Origin of the sequence: Parapontixanthobacter aurantiacus (genome assembly GCF_009827635.1) — a bacterium.
GTDB classification, from domain to species: domain Bacteria; phylum Pseudomonadota; class Alphaproteobacteria; order Sphingomonadales; family Sphingomonadaceae; genus Parapontixanthobacter; species Parapontixanthobacter aurantiacus.
The window spans coordinates 824897-839607 of the sequence record NZ_WTYW01000001.1 but is presented as its reverse complement, the minus strand read 5'-3'; the positions used below and the strand labels follow the sequence as shown (position 1 = coordinate 839607).

Genomic DNA, 14711 nt, shown 5'->3' with positions numbered 1-14711 from the left:
GGAAAGCGGAGATTTTCTCTTGCCCACGAATGGCCGATTGCACGCTCATTCTGATAAATTTTATATGCGCCGCATCCCGCGGAACTGGGGCAAAAAACGAGCGTTCGATGCGCATGACCGAGTACCGCTTCATCACCCGCAATCGCGTGGGCAAATGGTATGATGACCTGCGCGATGCGCAGCGCTTCGCCGAACGGATCGGCGCAGGCTTCCTCGATCCAGGAGGGCGCTTCGTTCCCTACCGGGGAACCGTCCTGGAATTTCGCGACAGAGGCTGATCAGCGGATATAATCGGTTCGGAAGGCGCGCGCGAAGCTGGCAAATCTTCCTTCCTCGATCGCATCTCGCATGGCCTGCATAAGTTGCTGGTAGAACGAGATGTTATGCTCCGTCATCAGCATCGCACCCAGGATCTCACCCGATTTGACGAGATGGTGAAGATAGGCCCGCGAATAGGTTGCGCATGTCGGACATGTGCATCGCTCATCGAGCGGTTGCTGGTCTTCCGCGAACCTCGCATTTCGCAGATTGATCGGTCCGGACCAGGTAAAGGCCTGCCCGTTGCGACCGGAGCGTGAAGGAAGTACGCAATCGAACATGTCGACGCCCCGTTCGACGGCTCCGACCAGATCGTCGGGCTTGCCGACACCCATCAGATAACGCGGCGCAGCTTCAGGCAACTGTCCGGGCGCGAAATCGAGGGTCGCGAACATCGCTTCCTGTCCTTCCCCCACGGCCAATCCGCCGATCGCATAGCCGTCGAAACCGATGTCCCGCAAAGCCTCCGCCGACACGCGGCGCAACTCCTCGTCCAGCGCGCCTTGCTGTATGCCGAACAGTGCCGCGCGTTGTGCATGTTCTCCTCCAGCGTCGAACGCGTCGCGGCTACGCCGTGCCCAGCGCATCGACATCTCCATGCTTCGAGCGATGGCGTCGCGGTCCCCGTCGGCGCGCGGGCATTCGTCGAACGCCATGACGATGTCCGAGCCGAGCAGCCGCTGGATTTCCATGCTCCGCTCGGCCGTCAGCATGTGCTTCGAACCGTCGATATGGCTTCTGAACTCGACGCCCTCTTCGGTCAGCTTGCGAAGGTCCGACAGGCTCATCACCTGATAGCCCCCGCTATCGGTCAGGATGGGGAACTTCCAGTTCATGAACTTGTGCAGCCCGCCGAGGCGCGCGACCCGTTCCGCCCCCGGACGGAGCATCAGGTGATAGGTATTGCCCAGAATGATGTCGGCGCCCGTCTGTCGCACTGTTTCGGGCTTCATCGCTTTGACGGTGGCTGCCGTTCCGACCGGCATGAAGGCCGGGGTGCGGATCGTGCACCGCTGCATCGTAATTTTGCCCGTCCGGGCAAGGCCGTCGCGGGCATGGATGGAAAAGGAGAACCGCTCACTCATTGCTTGCGGGCCGTAGCGATGCGAGCCATGGCGGGCAAATGCTATTGGATTTCGTCGTCGCGAGCGCAGGGCAGGAATGGACGCCGGAGGCGTATATGTTCGCCGCGCTCGCCGCAGTCGCCATCTTTACGGGTTTCGTCGACGCCATTGCGGGCGGTGGGGGCCTCGTGATGATGCCCGCTTTGCTCGCGACCGGAATGCCGCCACATTTCGCGTTCGGCACGAACAAGCTTCAGTCGGTCTTCGGCACGACGATAAGCTGCGCGAACTATACGCGCGGCGGTCTCGTCGACTGGAAAGGCAACTGGCCGCTCGCCGTCCTGGTGTTCGTCGCCTCGGCGAGCGGTGCGCTCGTGGTCCAGCAAGTCTCGACACGCATTCTGGCCTACATCATTCCCGTCATCCTGTTGATGATGGTCGCCTATCTCATATTCTCGCCGCGCATGAACGACGAGGATGCTCACGAGCGCCTTTCGCGGGTCGGTTATACGCCCGTAGCCGGCGGTATCGGCTTTTATGATGGCTTCTTTGGTCCGGGGACGGGTCAGTTCTTCACGACCTCGCTCGTCGCCTTGCGCGGCAATGGCCTCATCCGTGCCGTTGGCAATACGAAACTGCTGAACGCGACGACCAACTGGGCCGCGGTGCTCGTCTTCGCCCTGAGCGGCAAGATGATCTGGTTGCTCGGCCTGTCGATGGCCGCCGGGGCCATGCTCGGCGGGTACCTCGGCTCACGCTTCGCGATGAAGCATGGCGCGCGAGTCGTCAGACCGTTGATGATCGTTGCGTCCCTGGGCCTTACCGGAAAACTCGTCTGGGACTGGTTCGTGTCCTGATCGTGAAGAGAATCACTTCTCGGGAAGCAGGAGCGAACTGTCGCCATAGCTGTAGAAGCGATAATGCGATGCGATGGCATGTGCGTAGGCGGCCAGCATACGCTCGCGCCCCATCAACGCGCTAACCAGCATGAACAACGTGGACTTGGGCAAGTGGAAGTTCGTTATCAGACCGTCGATGGCCCGGAAACGATAGCCTGGCTTGATGAAGATGTCTGTGTCCGCCGCGAACGGCAGGATCGTCCCGTCCTGATCCGCAGCGCTTTCCAGAACGCGCAGGCTCGTCGTCCCCACGCCGATGATGCGCCCACCTTGCTGCCGTGCCTCATTCAGGCGGACAGCGGTCTCAGGACTGATCTGTCCCCATTCGGAATGCATCCTGTGCTCGTCGGTATCTTCCGCTTTTACCGGGAGGAACGTCCCCGCTCCGACATGTAGCGTCAGCGTTTCTCGACCGATGCCGCGCTCGTCGAGAGCAGCGACCAGTTCCGGCGTAAAGTGAAGCGCAGCGGTCGGAGCTGCCACCGCGCCTTCATTCGCCGCAAACATCGTCTGATAGTCGCTGAGATCGCGCTCATCGATCGCGCGTTTGCTCGCGATGTAGGGCGGCAGCGGCATTTCGCCGGCGCGCGAGAGCAGCAATTCGACCGGTTCCTCACCCTCGAAAGCCAGCGTGAAACTGCCGTCGTCGTGGCGTTCTTCGGCGATCGCCGCAACGCCGGAGCCGAAATCGATCCGGTCGCCTTCTCGAAGTCGCTTGGCATTGCGAATGAACGCCTGCCAGCGCCTCAAATCGAGCCGTTTGTGCAGGGTCGCGCCAATCCGCGCGTCGCCCCGGTACCCGGTCAGCTTTGCGGGGATGACCCTCGTATCGTTGAATACGAGGACGTCGCCCGGTTCGAGGAGATCCGGCAGGTCCCGCACGATCCGGTCCTGCAACCGCTCGCCCTCGACGAGCAGCAATTTGGCGGCGTCGCGCGGAGCGACCGGACGCAAGGCGATCCTGTCCTGCGGCAGCTCGAAATCAAACAGGTCAACGCGCATGATCCGCGCGCCTTAGGCGATGAGGCTGAGACGCAAAAGGGTCAGGATTCGATCGGTGCGCTGAGGTCGTCAGCCGTGATCGTTTCCGCCGGTACTTCGCGCCGCACCGGCACGGGCTTGTTCTGGCTCGCGAGGGAAGCCTGAAGGATGCGCGTCGGATTGGCGGGGGGCTCGCCACGATTGATGGCGTCCACCGCGTCCATGTTCGAAATTACCCGGCCGAAATTCGTGTACCGCTTGTCGAGCGAGAACCGTGGGTAGAACACGATGAAGAACTGGCTGTTGGCGCTGTCTTCCTCGTTGGCGCGGGCCATTGAGATCGTGCCGCGCACATGGGGGATCGGATTGAACTCTTCAGCGAGGTCCGGAAGCTCGGAGCCGCCCTGCCCCGTACCCGTGGGATCGCCGCTTTGCGCCATGAAGCCATCGATCACTCGGTGGAACACCACCCCGTCATAAAAGCCCTGCCGGGTCAGCGTCTTGATCCGCTCGACATGGTTCGGGGCCCACTGAGGCATCAGGCGGACGGCAACGCGCTCTCCGTTCGACAGGTCGAGCAGCAGGATGTTGTCGCGATCCTCGGCGATGTTGTAATTGATCTGCGCTGCGTAGTTGACCGTCTGTTCTTCGGGCGTAACCACCGCATCCTGAATCTGCGCAGAGGCGGCGCTTCCAAGCGCAAAAGCGGGGAAAGACAGTGCAAGGGCAGCGATGAAAGTCTTCATGGTGATATCGGCTCTACTGGTTCTGACACTGCGGAAGATGCTGGTCCGCGTTTCGGCTGCATCGCTTAGGCAGGTTCGACTGTCATTACAATGAATGAGGTGGCCGCGGGCGGCGGTTCAATAGTCCCCTTTTTGCCCGATCTTCGCAACCTGCGAGACGACGTCGTCGCGAACCGCTTGGCTGACGAACGGCGTGATGTCACCGCCGAACAGGGCAATTTCCTTGACGAGCTTCGAGGCGATGGGCTGGAGCGAGACGTCTGCCATAAGAAACACCGTTTCGATGTCGTCGTCGATCTGCTGGTTCATGCCGGCCATCTGGTATTCGTATTCGAAATCCGCGACTGCGCGCAGGCCGCGAAGAATGATGGTGGCGTTCTGCTTCCTCGCGAAATTCACGAGCAAGGCGTTGAACCCGACGACTTCGACATTGTCGAGATGCATCGCCTCGATCTCTCGCTCCACCATGGCTAGGCGATGATCGGCATCGAACATCGGGTTCTTGGACGGATTGGTCGTCACGCCGATGATAAGACGGTCGACGAGCTTCGAGCCGCGACGGATGATGTCCGCGTGACCGAGCGTGACCGGATCGAAAGTTCCGGGATAGATGCCAACTCTCATATCGTTCCTTCTTAGCGGTCGCGTTCCACGATGTAGCGCGCAAGATCGGCGAGGAGACTGTCCTGCGCTCCATGCGCCGCGAGGTGTCCGATCGCCTGCTCGGACAGCGCGTGAGCCTGGCGGCGCGCCGCGTCGACCCCCATCAGCGAAACGAAGGTCGCCTTGCCGGCATCCTCGTCCTTGCGCAGCGCCTTGCCAGCCTTAGCTTCGTCGCCTTCGACGTCCAGCAGATCGTCCGCGATCTGAAAGGCCAGTCCGATGTCGCGGGCATAGGCTCTTAGATAGGCCCGCCCCTCGTCCGGGACGCGTGCCAAGATCGCCCCCATTTCGACCGCGGCACCAAGCAGCGCACCGGTCTTCATCTGCTGAAGGCGCGTCACCGCCTGAAGATCGAATTGTCGCGCCCCTTCCGCCTCGGCTGCCATGTCCATCATCTGGCCGCCGGCCATTCCCGCGTGCCCGCTGGCGCGCGCGAGGGTCTCGATCAGTTCGGCACGGACGAACGGGTCCGAGCTCATGGCGGGATCGGCCAGCAATTCAAAGGCGAAGGCGTGCAGGCTGTCGCCGGCAAGCACCGCGGTCGCCTCGTCGAAACGCAGGTGGACCGTCGGTTGACCATGGCGCACGGCATCGTCGTCCATGCACGGAAGATCGTCGTGGATAAGCGAATAGACGTGGATCGCCTCGACCGCGCAGCCGGCCCTTACCGCCGCTGCCCGTTCGACGCCGTATAGTTCGGCAGTCGCCACGAGCAGGAGAGGACGTACGCGCTTGCCTCCGCCAAGCATGGCATAGCGCATCGCATCGACGAGCCGGCCGCGCTCGTCGTTCGGAACTTCGAGATAGCGGTCGAAGAAATCGCGCACTTCACGCTGCGTTCGCTGAAGCGCGCGCGCGAGGCGCTCGCTCATGCCGCTATGGCTTTCCTCAGCCGTCGGCATCGAACGCTTCCGTGCGCACCGGCTTGCCCTGATCGTCGGTGACGATCCGCTGAATGCGAGCCTGTGCTGCATCGAGCCGCGCCTGGCAATGCTTGCGCAGGGCTTCGCCCCGTTCGTACAGATCGATGGAATCGTCGAGCGGCACGTCGCCATTTTCCAATTGCCGCACCACGCCTTCGAGCTGCTTCAGCGCATCCTCGAAACTGAGATTGGATATTTCCGTCGTGACGTCGTTCATGGGGCGCGAGCATTGACGCGGCAAAACCGCATGGTCAAGCTGCGCCTGTCTCGGTCTGCACCGCTATCGCGGAGGAAGAAACGCATGTTCATCGGACACTGGGCTCCCGCCCTCGCCGTCGCGGCCTCTTCAAGACGAGCGCCGCAGCTGGGATTCCTTTTCGTGGCGGCACAATTGACGGATTTCGCATTCTTTTTCTTCGCGCTGATCGGCCTGGAGCATTTGCGCATCGTTCCGGGCATGACGGCGATGAACCCGCTGGACCTTTACCACTTGCCCTATACTCACAGCCTGTTGGGAACGGCGTTCTGGGCGACGGGCTTTGCCGCACTCGTGTGGCGTCTGAACAGGGACATGGTTGGTGCCATACTCGCCGGAAGCGTGGTCCTGTCGCACTGGTTCGTCGACTTTCTCGTGCACCGGCCCGACCTGACGCTGGCCGGCGGACCGGCTCGCTTCGGCCTAGCGCTGTGGGATGTTCCGGTCGCGGCCATCGCACTGGAATTGTCACTCGTTGCGGCGGCTTTCGCCTTTTACCTCAAGCGCACGAAAGGGCCGCCGATACCGGCATTTACGTTGCTTGTCCTGATGCTCGTCTTGCAGGCGGTGAACTGGTTCGGCCCGCCACCTGAAAGCGCAGATGCGCCCTTCCTTCTCGCCGGTCTCGCCGCTTTCACCCTAGTCGCGCTCGTCGCATGGTGGGTGGGGAAAACACGCTGGCATCGGGCGGAAACGGGATTGGCAGTTTCCTCGGTTGGCAGCTAAAGGCGCTCCCATGTCCCATCCAACGAATGCCATCACGCCCGAGATCGTCGCGCAGCACGGTTTCACTCCCGAGGAATACGACCGGGTTCTTACCGCTTTAGGGCGAGAGCCGAACCTTACCGAACTCGGCATCTTCTCGGTCATGTGGTCGGAGCATTGTTCGTACAAGTCATCGCGTCTCCACCTGAAGAAACTGCCGACAGAGGCGCCCTGGGTCATCTGCGGACCAGGCGAAAATGCGGGCGTCATCGACATCGGCGACGGGCAAGCGGCTATCTTCAAGATGGAGAGCCATAACCACCCTTCCTATATCGAGCCCTATCAAGGTGCGGCGACGGGCGTGGGCGGCATTCTGCGCGACGTCTTCACGATGGGCGCAAGGCCGGTGGCTAATGCCAACGCCCTGCGTTTCGGCAGGCCCGATCATCCGAAGATGAAGCACCTCGTGAAAGGTGTCGTTGCAGGCATCGGTGGCTATGGTAATTGCGTCGGTATTCCGACGGTCGCGGGCGAGACGAATTTCGACCCGGCCTATGACGGCAACATCCTCGTCAACGCCATGACCGTAGGCGTCGCGGACGCCGACAAGATCTTCTATTCGGCGGCCACGGGCGTCGGTAATCCGATCGTCTATGTCGGTTCCAAGACCGGGCGCGACGGCATCCACGGCGCAACCATGGCGAGTGCGGATTTCGGCGAAGATGCGGAAGAAAAACGCCCGACCGTTCAGGTCGGCGACCCTTTCACCGAGAAGCTGCTGATCGAAGCCTGTCTCGAACTGATGGCGACCGACGCGATCGTCGCGATCCAGGACATGGGCGCGGCTGGCCTTACTTCCTCCAGCGTCGAAATGGCGACGAACGGCAAGGCGGGCATTCGCCTCGACATGAACAAGGTGCCCTGCCGCGAGGACGGCATGACGCCTTATGAGATGATGCTTTCCGAAAGCCAGGAGCGGATGCTCATGGTGCTGAAACCCGGCAAGGAAAAGATGGCGGCCGCCATCTTCGAGAAGTGGGAGCTCGATTTCGCGGTCATCGGCGAAGTCACCGATACCCAGCACATGGTTCTCGAATGGAACGGCGAAACCGTCTGCGACATCCCGCTTGGCCCGCTGGCAGCCGAGGCGCCGCTCTATGACCGGCCATATCTTTCGCAGGACGAATACAAGGTCTGGGCGAAGATCAAACCACTCGAGGATGTACCCGAAACAAGCGATGTCGGCGCAGATCTCCTTACCCTGCTCGCTTCGCCGAACCTCGCCAGCAAGGGCTGGATATCGCAGCAATATGACAGCCAGGTCGGTGCCGATACGCTCCAGACAGGCGGCGATGCCGGCGTGGTACGGGTCCACGGCACGAAGAAGGCGCTGGCGATCACAACCGACTGCACGCCGCGCTATGTTTATGCCGATCCTTACGAGGGGGGAAAGCAGGCCATCGCCGAGGCTTATCGCAATCTGTGTGCCGTCGGCGCGCGGCCGCTCGCCGTCACGAACTGCCTGAATTTCGCCAATCCCCAGCGACCAGAGATCATGGCGCAATTCGTCCACGCGCTCGACGGGATGGGCGATGCCTGCCGCGCCCTCGACTTCCCGATCGTGAGCGGAAACGTCTCGCTCTACAACGAGAGTAAGGCGACGGGCGGCGGCAGCGCCATTCTTCCCACGCCCGCCATCGGCGGGGTGGGTATCATCGACGATTACGATGCGATGATGACGATGGGCTTCAAGAACGAGGGCGACGCGATCTACCTCGTCGCGGCGGAACATTGGGCGAAGCCCGACCCGACGCGCTCGCATCTCGGCAAGTCGCTCTGGCTAAAGACCGTTCACGGCCGGGACGAAGGGCGCACGCCGCCGACCGATCTCGTGCGCGAACGCGGAGCGGGCGACATCGTCCGGCGCCTGATTGCCGAGGGGATCGTCAACGCGGTGCACGACGTCTCCGATGGCGGGCTGGCCGTCGCTTTGGCGGAAATGGCGCTCGCCGGCGATCTGGGCGCGGAAGTGTCTGCCAACGAAGCCTATACGGCGGCTCAATGGTGGTTCGGAGAGGATCAGGGGCGCTACGTCGTGACCGCCTCCGATATCGAGGCATTCAACAAAATCGTTGCCGAGGGACCGGAGAATGCTGCGGCGGCGCAGGTCGGCTTCCGCCGCCTCGGCACAGTCGGCGGCACAGAGCTTTTCGGCAGAACCATCGCAGAATTGCGCGCTGCGCATGAAAGCTTCTTCAAGGAATGGATGGAGAGTTGAATTACCGAGGCGGGGGACATCTATGACGGACGGTCACCGGCCTTACCCCGCCCTGCCCCGCCTGACCGATGAGGAGCGCATCGCGAAGGCGCGCTCGTTGAGCGAGACGCTGGCAACGAGGCGATCATGCCGTCACTTCTCCAGCGACAGCGTCCCCAAGGAAGTGATCGAACTCGCGATACAAGCTGCCGGAACCGCACCCAGCGGCGCGAACCACCAACCCTGGCATTTCGCAGCCATTTCCTCTCCTGGCATCAAGCGTCGTATTCGCGAGGCCGCCGAGCAGGAAGAGCGGCGCTTCTACGGTTTCGATGGCGCGGAAGCGAAGGCCGGCAAGGCGTGGCTCGATGCGCTCGATCCACTAGGCACCGATGACCAGAAGCCGTTTCTCGAAACCGCGCCGTGGCTCATCGTCGTCTTCGCCCAGCGTAAGGGCGGCATCGCCGAGGATGGCGAAACGCAGAACTACTACGTCACCGAAAGCGTCGGGATCGCGTGCGGACTGCTGCTTGCGACGCTGCACAAAGCGGGGCTCGCGACCCTGACGCATACGCCCAGTCCGATGGGTTTCCTCCGCGAGATATGCAGGCGGCCCGAAACGGAGAAACCGGTGATGATCGTCGTTGCCGGTCATCCAGCTCCGGAAGCCAGCGTCCCGGATCACGCAGCGAAGAAAAAGCCGCTCGAGACAATCTCGAGCTGGCTTTAATTCTTCGAACATCGCGTCAGGCGTTCGACAGTTCCTGAGTATCCTGTGCTTCGGACGCCTTGCCCTGCCCGAGAATATCGTACGGGTCGATGCCTTCGGAGCGCCAGACTGCATGACATTCGCGATACCAGTGCGGCTCCGGAATGTTCAGCAGCTCGCGCGCATCCTCGAGATCGGTCGCCAGCAGCTCCATGATCGGTAGCCCGACGATCGCGGGACATGCGACGCCCGTGCGGTGTGCCTGACGAACCGCCTTCATGATCGGAGCCTTGCTGCCGCGCGTCTTCTGCTTGATGTTGAGCGCGCCGGCATAACCGATCAGCAGATGCCCCTGGCTCGGCTGCTGACCATGCGTGAAGAGGAGGACGCATTGCTCGCCGAGCGCGTCGCGGCCGTAGCCGGTCAAGATGTGCAGCAGGTCATGCGTATCGCGCGCGCGCTCTACGTACCACTGCCACAGATCGTTATATTTCGGACGGCCGAGCTTGTCGGCTTCGGCAACGAGACCAGCTGCCGACAGCCCTTCCCGCTCCATGAAGTCGCAATAGGCCTGCGCTACCGAATTCTTCGGAAAGGTCCGCAACTTGGCGTGATCGTCGAGCAATTCCGGCAAAGACGGCTCGACCTGACGCAGCCGGTTACCCTCTTCGCTAAGCGTCAGCTGTTCGACGCGTCGCCCGTAATTCTTCGACGGAAGCGATTCGAAAATGCGGAAGACGTGGCTCGTCTCTTCCTTGTCCTTCAGCAATTCGCGAAAATGATGCAGCGCCTTCAAGGGGCGGTATTGCGGCATCTTGCGCGCAGGATCGCGAAGCGGCGTTCCATCCGGGGCGCTCGGGGCGGTCGTTTCGAAGGTCTGTGGTGCGGTCATGGCAAAACCCTTACTGACAAGGATGTTAATATAGCGTTGCCAACAGGTTTTCCAAGCACGAATTTTTCTGACCGCGTCCGCCTATTCCGAGACGAATTCGTCGCGCGGGATCTGAAGCAGTACGAGCAGCCCTGACAAGGAGCCGCGAGCAATGCTGCCGTTCGATGCCTTCAGCGCGGCTTCCTTCCCATGATAGGCGACGCCGTAATGTGCTTCTTCGAGCATCGGAATGTCGTTTGCGCCGTCGCCGCACGCCATGACGACCGCGTGTTCGCCGAGCGCCCGCCGTTCTTCCTCCAGCGTCGCGCGCTTGGCCGTGCTGTCGACGATCGGACCGACGAGCGTTCCGGCCAACTTGCCGTCCGACACGGCCAGACGGTTCCCCACCACCCGGTCGAAGCCGAGTTGCCTGCCGATCTCATCGGCGAAATGATGAAAGCCGCCCGTGACGAGAACGGTGCGCGTCCCCTTGCTCTTGAGCGTTGACACGAGCTCCCGAGCGCCTTCGTTCGGGACGATTCGTTCGGCGAGGCAATCCGTGATGGCCTTCTCGTCCAGCCCGGCAAGGAGGCCGACGCGTTCGCGCAGCGCCTCCTTGAAGTCGAGCTCGCCCTGCATCGCCCGTTCGGTAATCTCCGCAATCTGCGGCTTCAGCCCCGCATAGTCGGCGAGTTCGTCGATACATTCCTGCCCGATGATCGTGCTGTCCATGTCGCTGATGAAAAGCTGCGGTATCTCGATGCTCTTCTCGCCTACCAATATGTCGCTGCCCGGCATCGCATGGCGCAGTATCTGGTGAATTTCCGTCGGCGTCCCGTTGGCGAAACTCATCTCGACGACGCCCTCCGCCTCGTCGATGATCTGCGACAGCGCGAGGCTGAGGCCAGCCTGCTCGATTTCCCCGACGGCTCGCTCGAAGCTTGCCGACAGGCTCGATGGATCTGCTATCACGCGGGCGATGGGCACTGATAATTCCTCTTTTTCTTTCTCGGACAAGCCGCTGCTCGGGCTCATCGCAGGGCCGACGGCAAGCGGCAAGACCGATCTGGCGCTCGCGCTGGCCGACCATCTGAGCGAGCGCGGGTGCAGGACCGCGATCGTCAACGCCGACAGCGCCCAGGTCTATCGCGATCTATGCGTGCTGAGCGCCCGCCCGACCGGCGCCGAGATGGCACGCGTGCCGCATTTCCTGTTCGGGGAATGGGACGGCGCTCAGCCGTGCTCGGCAGCCGACTGGGCGGCGAAGGCGAAAGAAGTCATTGCTCGCCTGCACGAGGAAAGCGTTCTGCCGATCCTCGTCGGCGGTACGGGTTTGTATATGCGCGTCCTGCTCGACGGCATTGCGCCGGTTCCGGCCATCGATCCACAGGTCAGGCAAACCGTGCGAAGCCTCAGTCAAGAAGATGCGTATCGGGCGCTGCTGGCGGAAGACCCGGAGGCGGCGGCTCGCCTCGCCCCCGCCGACAATGCGCGGACGACGCGCGCGCTGGAGGTCGTCCGCAGCACCGGCCGACCCATCGGCGAATGGCGAAGCGAGAAGGAAGGGGGCATCGCGTCTTCGGTCGATTTACGACCTGCAATTCTCCTGCCGGAACGGGAATGGTTGTACGAGCGGTGCGATCGGCGTTTCCGGCAGATGCTCGATCGCGGAGCGATAGAGGAGGTGGAGCGGCTGCTCGCACGCGGTCTCGACCCCAACCTTCCGGTTATGCGCGCCATCGGCGTTCCCGAAATCGCTCACTTGCTTGCGGACAGAATTAGCCGCGAGGAGATGATCGAGCGCGGGCAGAGAGCGACAAGGAACTACGCCAAGCGCCAGTTCACGTGGTTCAGGCGACAACCGCCGGAGGAATGGCCTCGCATAGAATATGATAATTTGAACGTAGCAAAAGAAATAATATTTCCGCTCTATCCCTGTTGACGTTATTTTTATGACTGCTAGAGGGGCGGCACTGGCCCGGTCGCGTATGCCCCTGCGCGTCGGGCCAATTTTCTGGAAACTGGCGGCGAAGAACTCTACGGTCGATGGAATATGACGGCATTTCGTAACGGTGCGGCCATTCTGGTCGAATGTCTCGAGCGGCAGGGGGTCGAATATGTCTTCGGCTATCCCGGCGGTGCCGTGCTGCCGATCTACGACGAATTGTTCGAGAACGAGAAGATACGTCACATTCTCGTTCGCCACGAAGCCGGTGCGGCGCACGCCGCTGAAGGATATGCCCGCTCCACCGGCAAGCCGGGCGTCGTGCTCATCACTTCGGGACCCGGGGCGACCAATGCCGTAACGGGTATCGCGGATGCCTATCTCGATTCCATTCCCATGGTCGTCATTACGGGACAGGTCCCGACGCCCCTCATCGGAACGGACGCCTTTCAGGAGGCGGACACGATCGGCATTACGAGGCACTGCACGAAGCACAATTACCTCGTGCGGGACATCGACCGGCTCGCCGACACGATTGCCGAAGCGTTCACCATCGCGACGACCGGTCGTCCCGGTCCGGTCGTGATCGACATTCCCAAGGACGTGCAGAACGCCGAGACGAACCTGTCCTTCGATGCTCCGTCGTCAAACGCCCGGCGGCGCTACGAGCCGCGGATGCTCGCCGCGCCGGGAGAAATCGCGCAAGCGGTCGAGATGCTGTCCGAAGCCAAGCGACCCATCCTTTACACCGGCGGCGGGGTCATCAATTCGGGCCCGCAAGCGACCAGGCTGCTGCGGCAATTGCAGGAACTCACCGGCGCTCCGGTAACCTCTACCCTGATGGGTCTCGGCGCATTTCCCGCGGACCATCCCGACTGGCTCGGCATGCTCGGAATGCACGGCACGCTCGAGGCGAACATGGCGATGAACCGCTCCGACGTCATGGTCTGTGTGGGTGCGCGGTTCGACGACCGGGTGACCGGGCGGATCGATGCTTTTTCGCCGGACAGCCGCAAGATCCACATCGACATCGACCGTGCCTCGATCAACAAGAATATTCCCGTCGAACTCGGCATTGTCGGCGACTGCGCGAGCGTACTCGAACAAATCATCGCCGCCTGGGGCGATCGCGACGGCCAAGACCTCACCGAATGGAAGGCGCGCATCGCGGGCTGGCGGGCGCGCGAATGCCTCGCCTTTCCCGAAAGCGGCGAAGCGATCATGCCGCAAAAAGCGGTGCAGCGCCTCTTCGCCCTTACGCATGAGCGCGATCCAATCATCACGACCGAGGTCGGCCAGCACCAGATGTGGGCGGCCCAGTATTACGGCTTTACCGGTCCCAACAAGTGGCTGACGAGCGGCGGCCTCGGCACGATGGGCTACGGCCTGCCCGCCGCGATCGGCGCGCAACTCGGCAATCCGGGCGCGCTCGTTATCGACATTGCCGGCGAGGCAAGCATCCAGATGAACATCCAGGAGCTCGGCACGGCGAGCCAGTATCGCCTGCCGGTCAAGATCTTCATTCTCAACAACGAGTATATGGGAATGGTCCGGCAGTGGCAGGAGCTGAACTACGATTCGCGCTACTCCAATTCCTATTCCGACAGCCTGCCCGATTTCGTCCGCCTGGCCGAGGCCTATGGCTGGAAGGGGATCCGCATCACGCAAGAGGCGGAACTCGACGCAGGGATCGAGGCGATGATCGCGCATGACGGTCCGGTCATCGTCGACTGCCAGGTATCGAAGGACGCCAACTGCCTGCCCATGATCCCGAGCGGGGCTGCGCATACCGAGATGCTTCTGCATGGCGACCGGGTCGACAATGTCATCGGCAATGAAGCAAAGGCGCTCGTATGATGGCCGAACAACAGGATGGAGAGCGTCACGTCCTGACGGTGACCGTCGACAACGAATCGGGCATTCTCGCCAAGATCGCCGGCCTGTTCACGGCGCGCGGCTATAATATCGACAGCCTGACCGTCGCGGACATCTCCGAAGATCACGCGGTCAGTCGCATCACCATCGTCACCAACGGACCGCCGCAGGTGATCGATCAGATTCATGCGCAGCTCGACCGGCTCGTGCCTGTTCACAAGGTCGTCGACCTGACCGAAGAAGGGCCGCATGTCGAACGCGAACTCGCCCTCGTGAAGGTCACGGGGTCGGGCAATGCGCGGGTCGAGGCGCTCCGCATCGCGGAGATATTCCGGGCGAAGGTGGTCGACAGCACGACCAGCAGCTTCGTCTTCGAAATTACCGGCGCGCCGGACAAGATAAACAGCTTCATCGTGCTCATGCGCGATCTCGGTCTGGCCGAGGTCGGACGCTCCGGTAGCGTCGGCATGATGCGCGGCGTAACGTCCTGACAACTCGA

16 protein-coding genes are annotated in these 14711 nt (G+C 62.0%); 8 read left to right on the top strand and 8 right to left on the bottom strand.

Features of this window, described 5'->3' with window-relative positions; translation table 11 throughout:
- The first annotated feature begins 107 nt into the window (after positions 1-107).
- Positions 108-278: a hypothetical protein gene (locus GRI38_RS13910; RefSeq protein ID WP_237487339.1), complete on the top strand. Its 171-nt coding sequence runs from the start codon at positions 108-110 to the stop codon at positions 276-278.
- On the opposite strand, the gene tgt is transcribed toward GRI38_RS13910, so the two are convergent.
- Complete coding sequence (gene tgt, locus GRI38_RS04065; protein ID WP_160681620.1) at positions 279-1403, bottom strand: tRNA guanosine(34) transglycosylase Tgt; 1125 nt, start codon at positions 1401-1403, stop codon at positions 279-281.
- Between the two features lie 38 nt (positions 1404-1441).
- Between tgt and GRI38_RS04060 the strand changes: the two genes are divergently transcribed.
- Complete coding sequence (locus tag GRI38_RS04060) at positions 1442-2239, top strand: TSUP family transporter (protein ID WP_202389833.1); 798 nt, start codon at positions 1442-1444, stop codon at positions 2237-2239.
- Between the two features lie 12 nt (positions 2240-2251).
- Here GRI38_RS04060 and queA read toward each other — a convergent pair whose 3' ends face one another.
- The 5 genes from queA to GRI38_RS04035 all read right to left on the bottom strand — a co-directional run bounded on the left by queA (position 2252) and on the right by GRI38_RS04035 (position 5811).
- A complete protein-coding gene (gene queA, locus GRI38_RS04055; protein ID WP_160681619.1) occupies positions 2252-3283 on the bottom strand; it encodes a tRNA preQ1(34) S-adenosylmethionine ribosyltransferase-isomerase QueA in 1032 nt (343 codons plus the stop codon).
- A 41-nt stretch (positions 3284-3324) separates the two neighbouring features.
- Positions 3325-4008 carry a peptidylprolyl isomerase gene (locus GRI38_RS04050; protein ID WP_160681618.1) on the bottom strand — a complete coding sequence of 228 codons (684 nt, stop codon included), beginning with the start codon at positions 4006-4008 and terminating at the stop codon, positions 3325-3327.
- A gap of 117 nt (positions 4009-4125) precedes the next feature.
- A complete protein-coding gene (gene coaD / locus GRI38_RS04045) occupies positions 4126-4632 on the bottom strand; it encodes a pantetheine-phosphate adenylyltransferase (RefSeq protein ID WP_160681617.1) in 507 nt (168 codons plus the stop codon).
- 11 nt (positions 4633-4643) lie between these two features.
- On the bottom strand, positions 4644-5543 hold the full coding sequence (locus GRI38_RS04040; protein WP_160681616.1) for a polyprenyl synthetase family protein: 900 nt from the start codon (positions 5541-5543) through the stop codon (positions 4644-4646).
- Between the two features lie 16 nt (positions 5544-5559).
- Positions 5560-5811 carry an exodeoxyribonuclease VII small subunit gene (locus GRI38_RS04035; RefSeq protein ID WP_160681615.1) on the bottom strand — a complete coding sequence of 84 codons (252 nt, stop codon included), beginning with the start codon at positions 5809-5811 and terminating at the stop codon, positions 5560-5562.
- Between the two features lie 84 nt (positions 5812-5895).
- On the opposite strand from GRI38_RS04035, the gene GRI38_RS04030 reads away from it, so the two are divergent.
- Genes GRI38_RS04030 through GRI38_RS04020 form a run of 3 tightly spaced genes read left to right on the top strand, consistent with a single transcriptional unit; the run spans position 5896 to position 9542 of the window.
- Positions 5896-6576 carry a hypothetical protein gene (locus tag GRI38_RS04030; RefSeq protein ID WP_160681614.1) on the top strand — a complete coding sequence of 227 codons (681 nt, stop codon included), beginning with the start codon at positions 5896-5898 and terminating at the stop codon, positions 6574-6576.
- 10 nt (positions 6577-6586) lie between these two features.
- The gene (gene purL, locus GRI38_RS04025) at positions 6587-8833 is read left to right on the top strand and encodes a phosphoribosylformylglycinamidine synthase subunit PurL (RefSeq protein ID WP_160681613.1); all 2247 of its coding nucleotides are present in this window, start codon (positions 6587-6589) and stop codon (positions 8831-8833) included.
- 22 nt (positions 8834-8855) lie between these two features.
- Positions 8856-9542: a nitroreductase family protein gene (locus GRI38_RS04020; RefSeq protein WP_160681612.1), complete on the top strand. Its 687-nt coding sequence runs from the start codon at positions 8856-8858 to the stop codon at positions 9540-9542.
- 16 nt (positions 9543-9558) lie between these two features.
- Here the strand turns inward: GRI38_RS04020 and GRI38_RS04015 are convergent, their stop codons facing one another.
- Both GRI38_RS04015 and serB read right to left on the bottom strand, forming a co-directional pair.
- Positions 9559-10413: a Coq4 family protein gene (locus GRI38_RS04015; protein ID WP_237487338.1), complete on the bottom strand. Its 855-nt coding sequence runs from the start codon at positions 10411-10413 to the stop codon at positions 9559-9561.
- 81 nt (positions 10414-10494) lie between these two features.
- Positions 10495-11379: a phosphoserine phosphatase SerB gene (serB, locus tag GRI38_RS04010; RefSeq protein ID WP_337191235.1), complete on the bottom strand. Its 885-nt coding sequence runs from the start codon at positions 11377-11379 to the stop codon at positions 10495-10497.
- Here serB and miaA point away from each other — a divergent pair.
- From miaA to ilvN, 3 genes are all read left to right on the top strand, one after another.
- The gene (gene miaA, locus GRI38_RS04005) at positions 11372-12334 is read left to right on the top strand and encodes a tRNA (adenosine(37)-N6)-dimethylallyltransferase MiaA (protein ID WP_160681610.1); all 963 of its coding nucleotides are present in this window, start codon (positions 11372-11374) and stop codon (positions 12332-12334) included. The genes serB and miaA overlap by 8 nt on opposite strands.
- A 111-nt stretch (positions 12335-12445) precedes the next feature.
- Positions 12446-14194 carry a biosynthetic-type acetolactate synthase large subunit gene (gene ilvB, locus GRI38_RS04000; RefSeq protein ID WP_160681609.1) on the top strand — a complete coding sequence of 583 codons (1749 nt, stop codon included), beginning with the start codon at positions 12446-12448 and terminating at the stop codon, positions 14192-14194.
- Positions 14191-14703, top strand: coding sequence for an acetolactate synthase small subunit (gene ilvN / locus GRI38_RS03995; RefSeq protein ID WP_160681608.1), 513 nt, complete (start codon positions 14191-14193; stop codon positions 14701-14703). Before ilvB ends, ilvN begins: the two co-directional genes overlap by 4 nt.
- Positions 14704-14711: the final 8 nt, after the last annotated feature.

Excerpts from the sequence above, each read along its gene's own strand:
- GRI38_RS13910 (WP_237487339.1), top strand. The coding sequence starts at position 108 with ATGCGCATGACCGAGTACCGCTTCATCACCCGCAATCGCGTGGGCAAA.
- tgt (WP_160681620.1), bottom strand. The coding sequence starts at position 1,403 with ATGAGTGAGCGGTTCTCCTTTTCCATCCATGCCCGCGACGGCCTTGCC.
- GRI38_RS04060 (WP_202389833.1), top strand. The coding sequence starts at position 1,442 with ATGCTATTGGATTTCGTCGTCGCGAGCGCAGGGCAGGAATGGACGCCG.
- queA (WP_160681619.1), bottom strand. The coding sequence starts at position 3,283 with ATGCGCGTTGACCTGTTTGATTTCGAGCTGCCGCAGGACAGGATCGCC.
- GRI38_RS04050 (WP_160681618.1), bottom strand. The coding sequence starts at position 4,008 with ATGAAGACTTTCATCGCTGCCCTTGCACTGTCTTTCCCCGCTTTTGCG.
- coaD (WP_160681617.1), bottom strand. The coding sequence starts at position 4,632 with ATGAGAGTTGGCATCTATCCCGGAACTTTCGATCCGGTCACGCTCGGT.
- GRI38_RS04040 (WP_160681616.1), bottom strand. The coding sequence starts at position 5,543 with ATGAGCGAGCGCCTCGCGCGCGCGCTTCAGCGAACGCAGCGTGAAGTG.
- GRI38_RS04035 (WP_160681615.1), bottom strand. The coding sequence starts at position 5,811 with ATGAACGACGTCACGACGGAAATATCCAATCTCAGTTTCGAGGATGCG.
- GRI38_RS04030 (WP_160681614.1), top strand. The coding sequence starts at position 5,896 with ATGTTCATCGGACACTGGGCTCCCGCCCTCGCCGTCGCGGCCTCTTCA.
- purL (WP_160681613.1), top strand. The coding sequence starts at position 6,587 with ATGTCCCATCCAACGAATGCCATCACGCCCGAGATCGTCGCGCAGCAC.
- GRI38_RS04020 (WP_160681612.1), top strand. The coding sequence starts at position 8,856 with ATGACGGACGGTCACCGGCCTTACCCCGCCCTGCCCCGCCTGACCGAT.
- GRI38_RS04015 (WP_237487338.1), bottom strand. The coding sequence starts at position 10,413 with ATGACCGCACCACAGACCTTCGAAACGACCGCCCCGAGCGCCCCGGAT.
- miaA (WP_160681610.1), top strand. The coding sequence starts at position 11,372 with ATGGGCACTGATAATTCCTCTTTTTCTTTCTCGGACAAGCCGCTGCTC.
- ilvB (WP_160681609.1), top strand. The coding sequence starts at position 12,446 with ATGACGGCATTTCGTAACGGTGCGGCCATTCTGGTCGAATGTCTCGAG.
- ilvN (WP_160681608.1), top strand. The coding sequence starts at position 14,191 with ATGATGGCCGAACAACAGGATGGAGAGCGTCACGTCCTGACGGTGACC.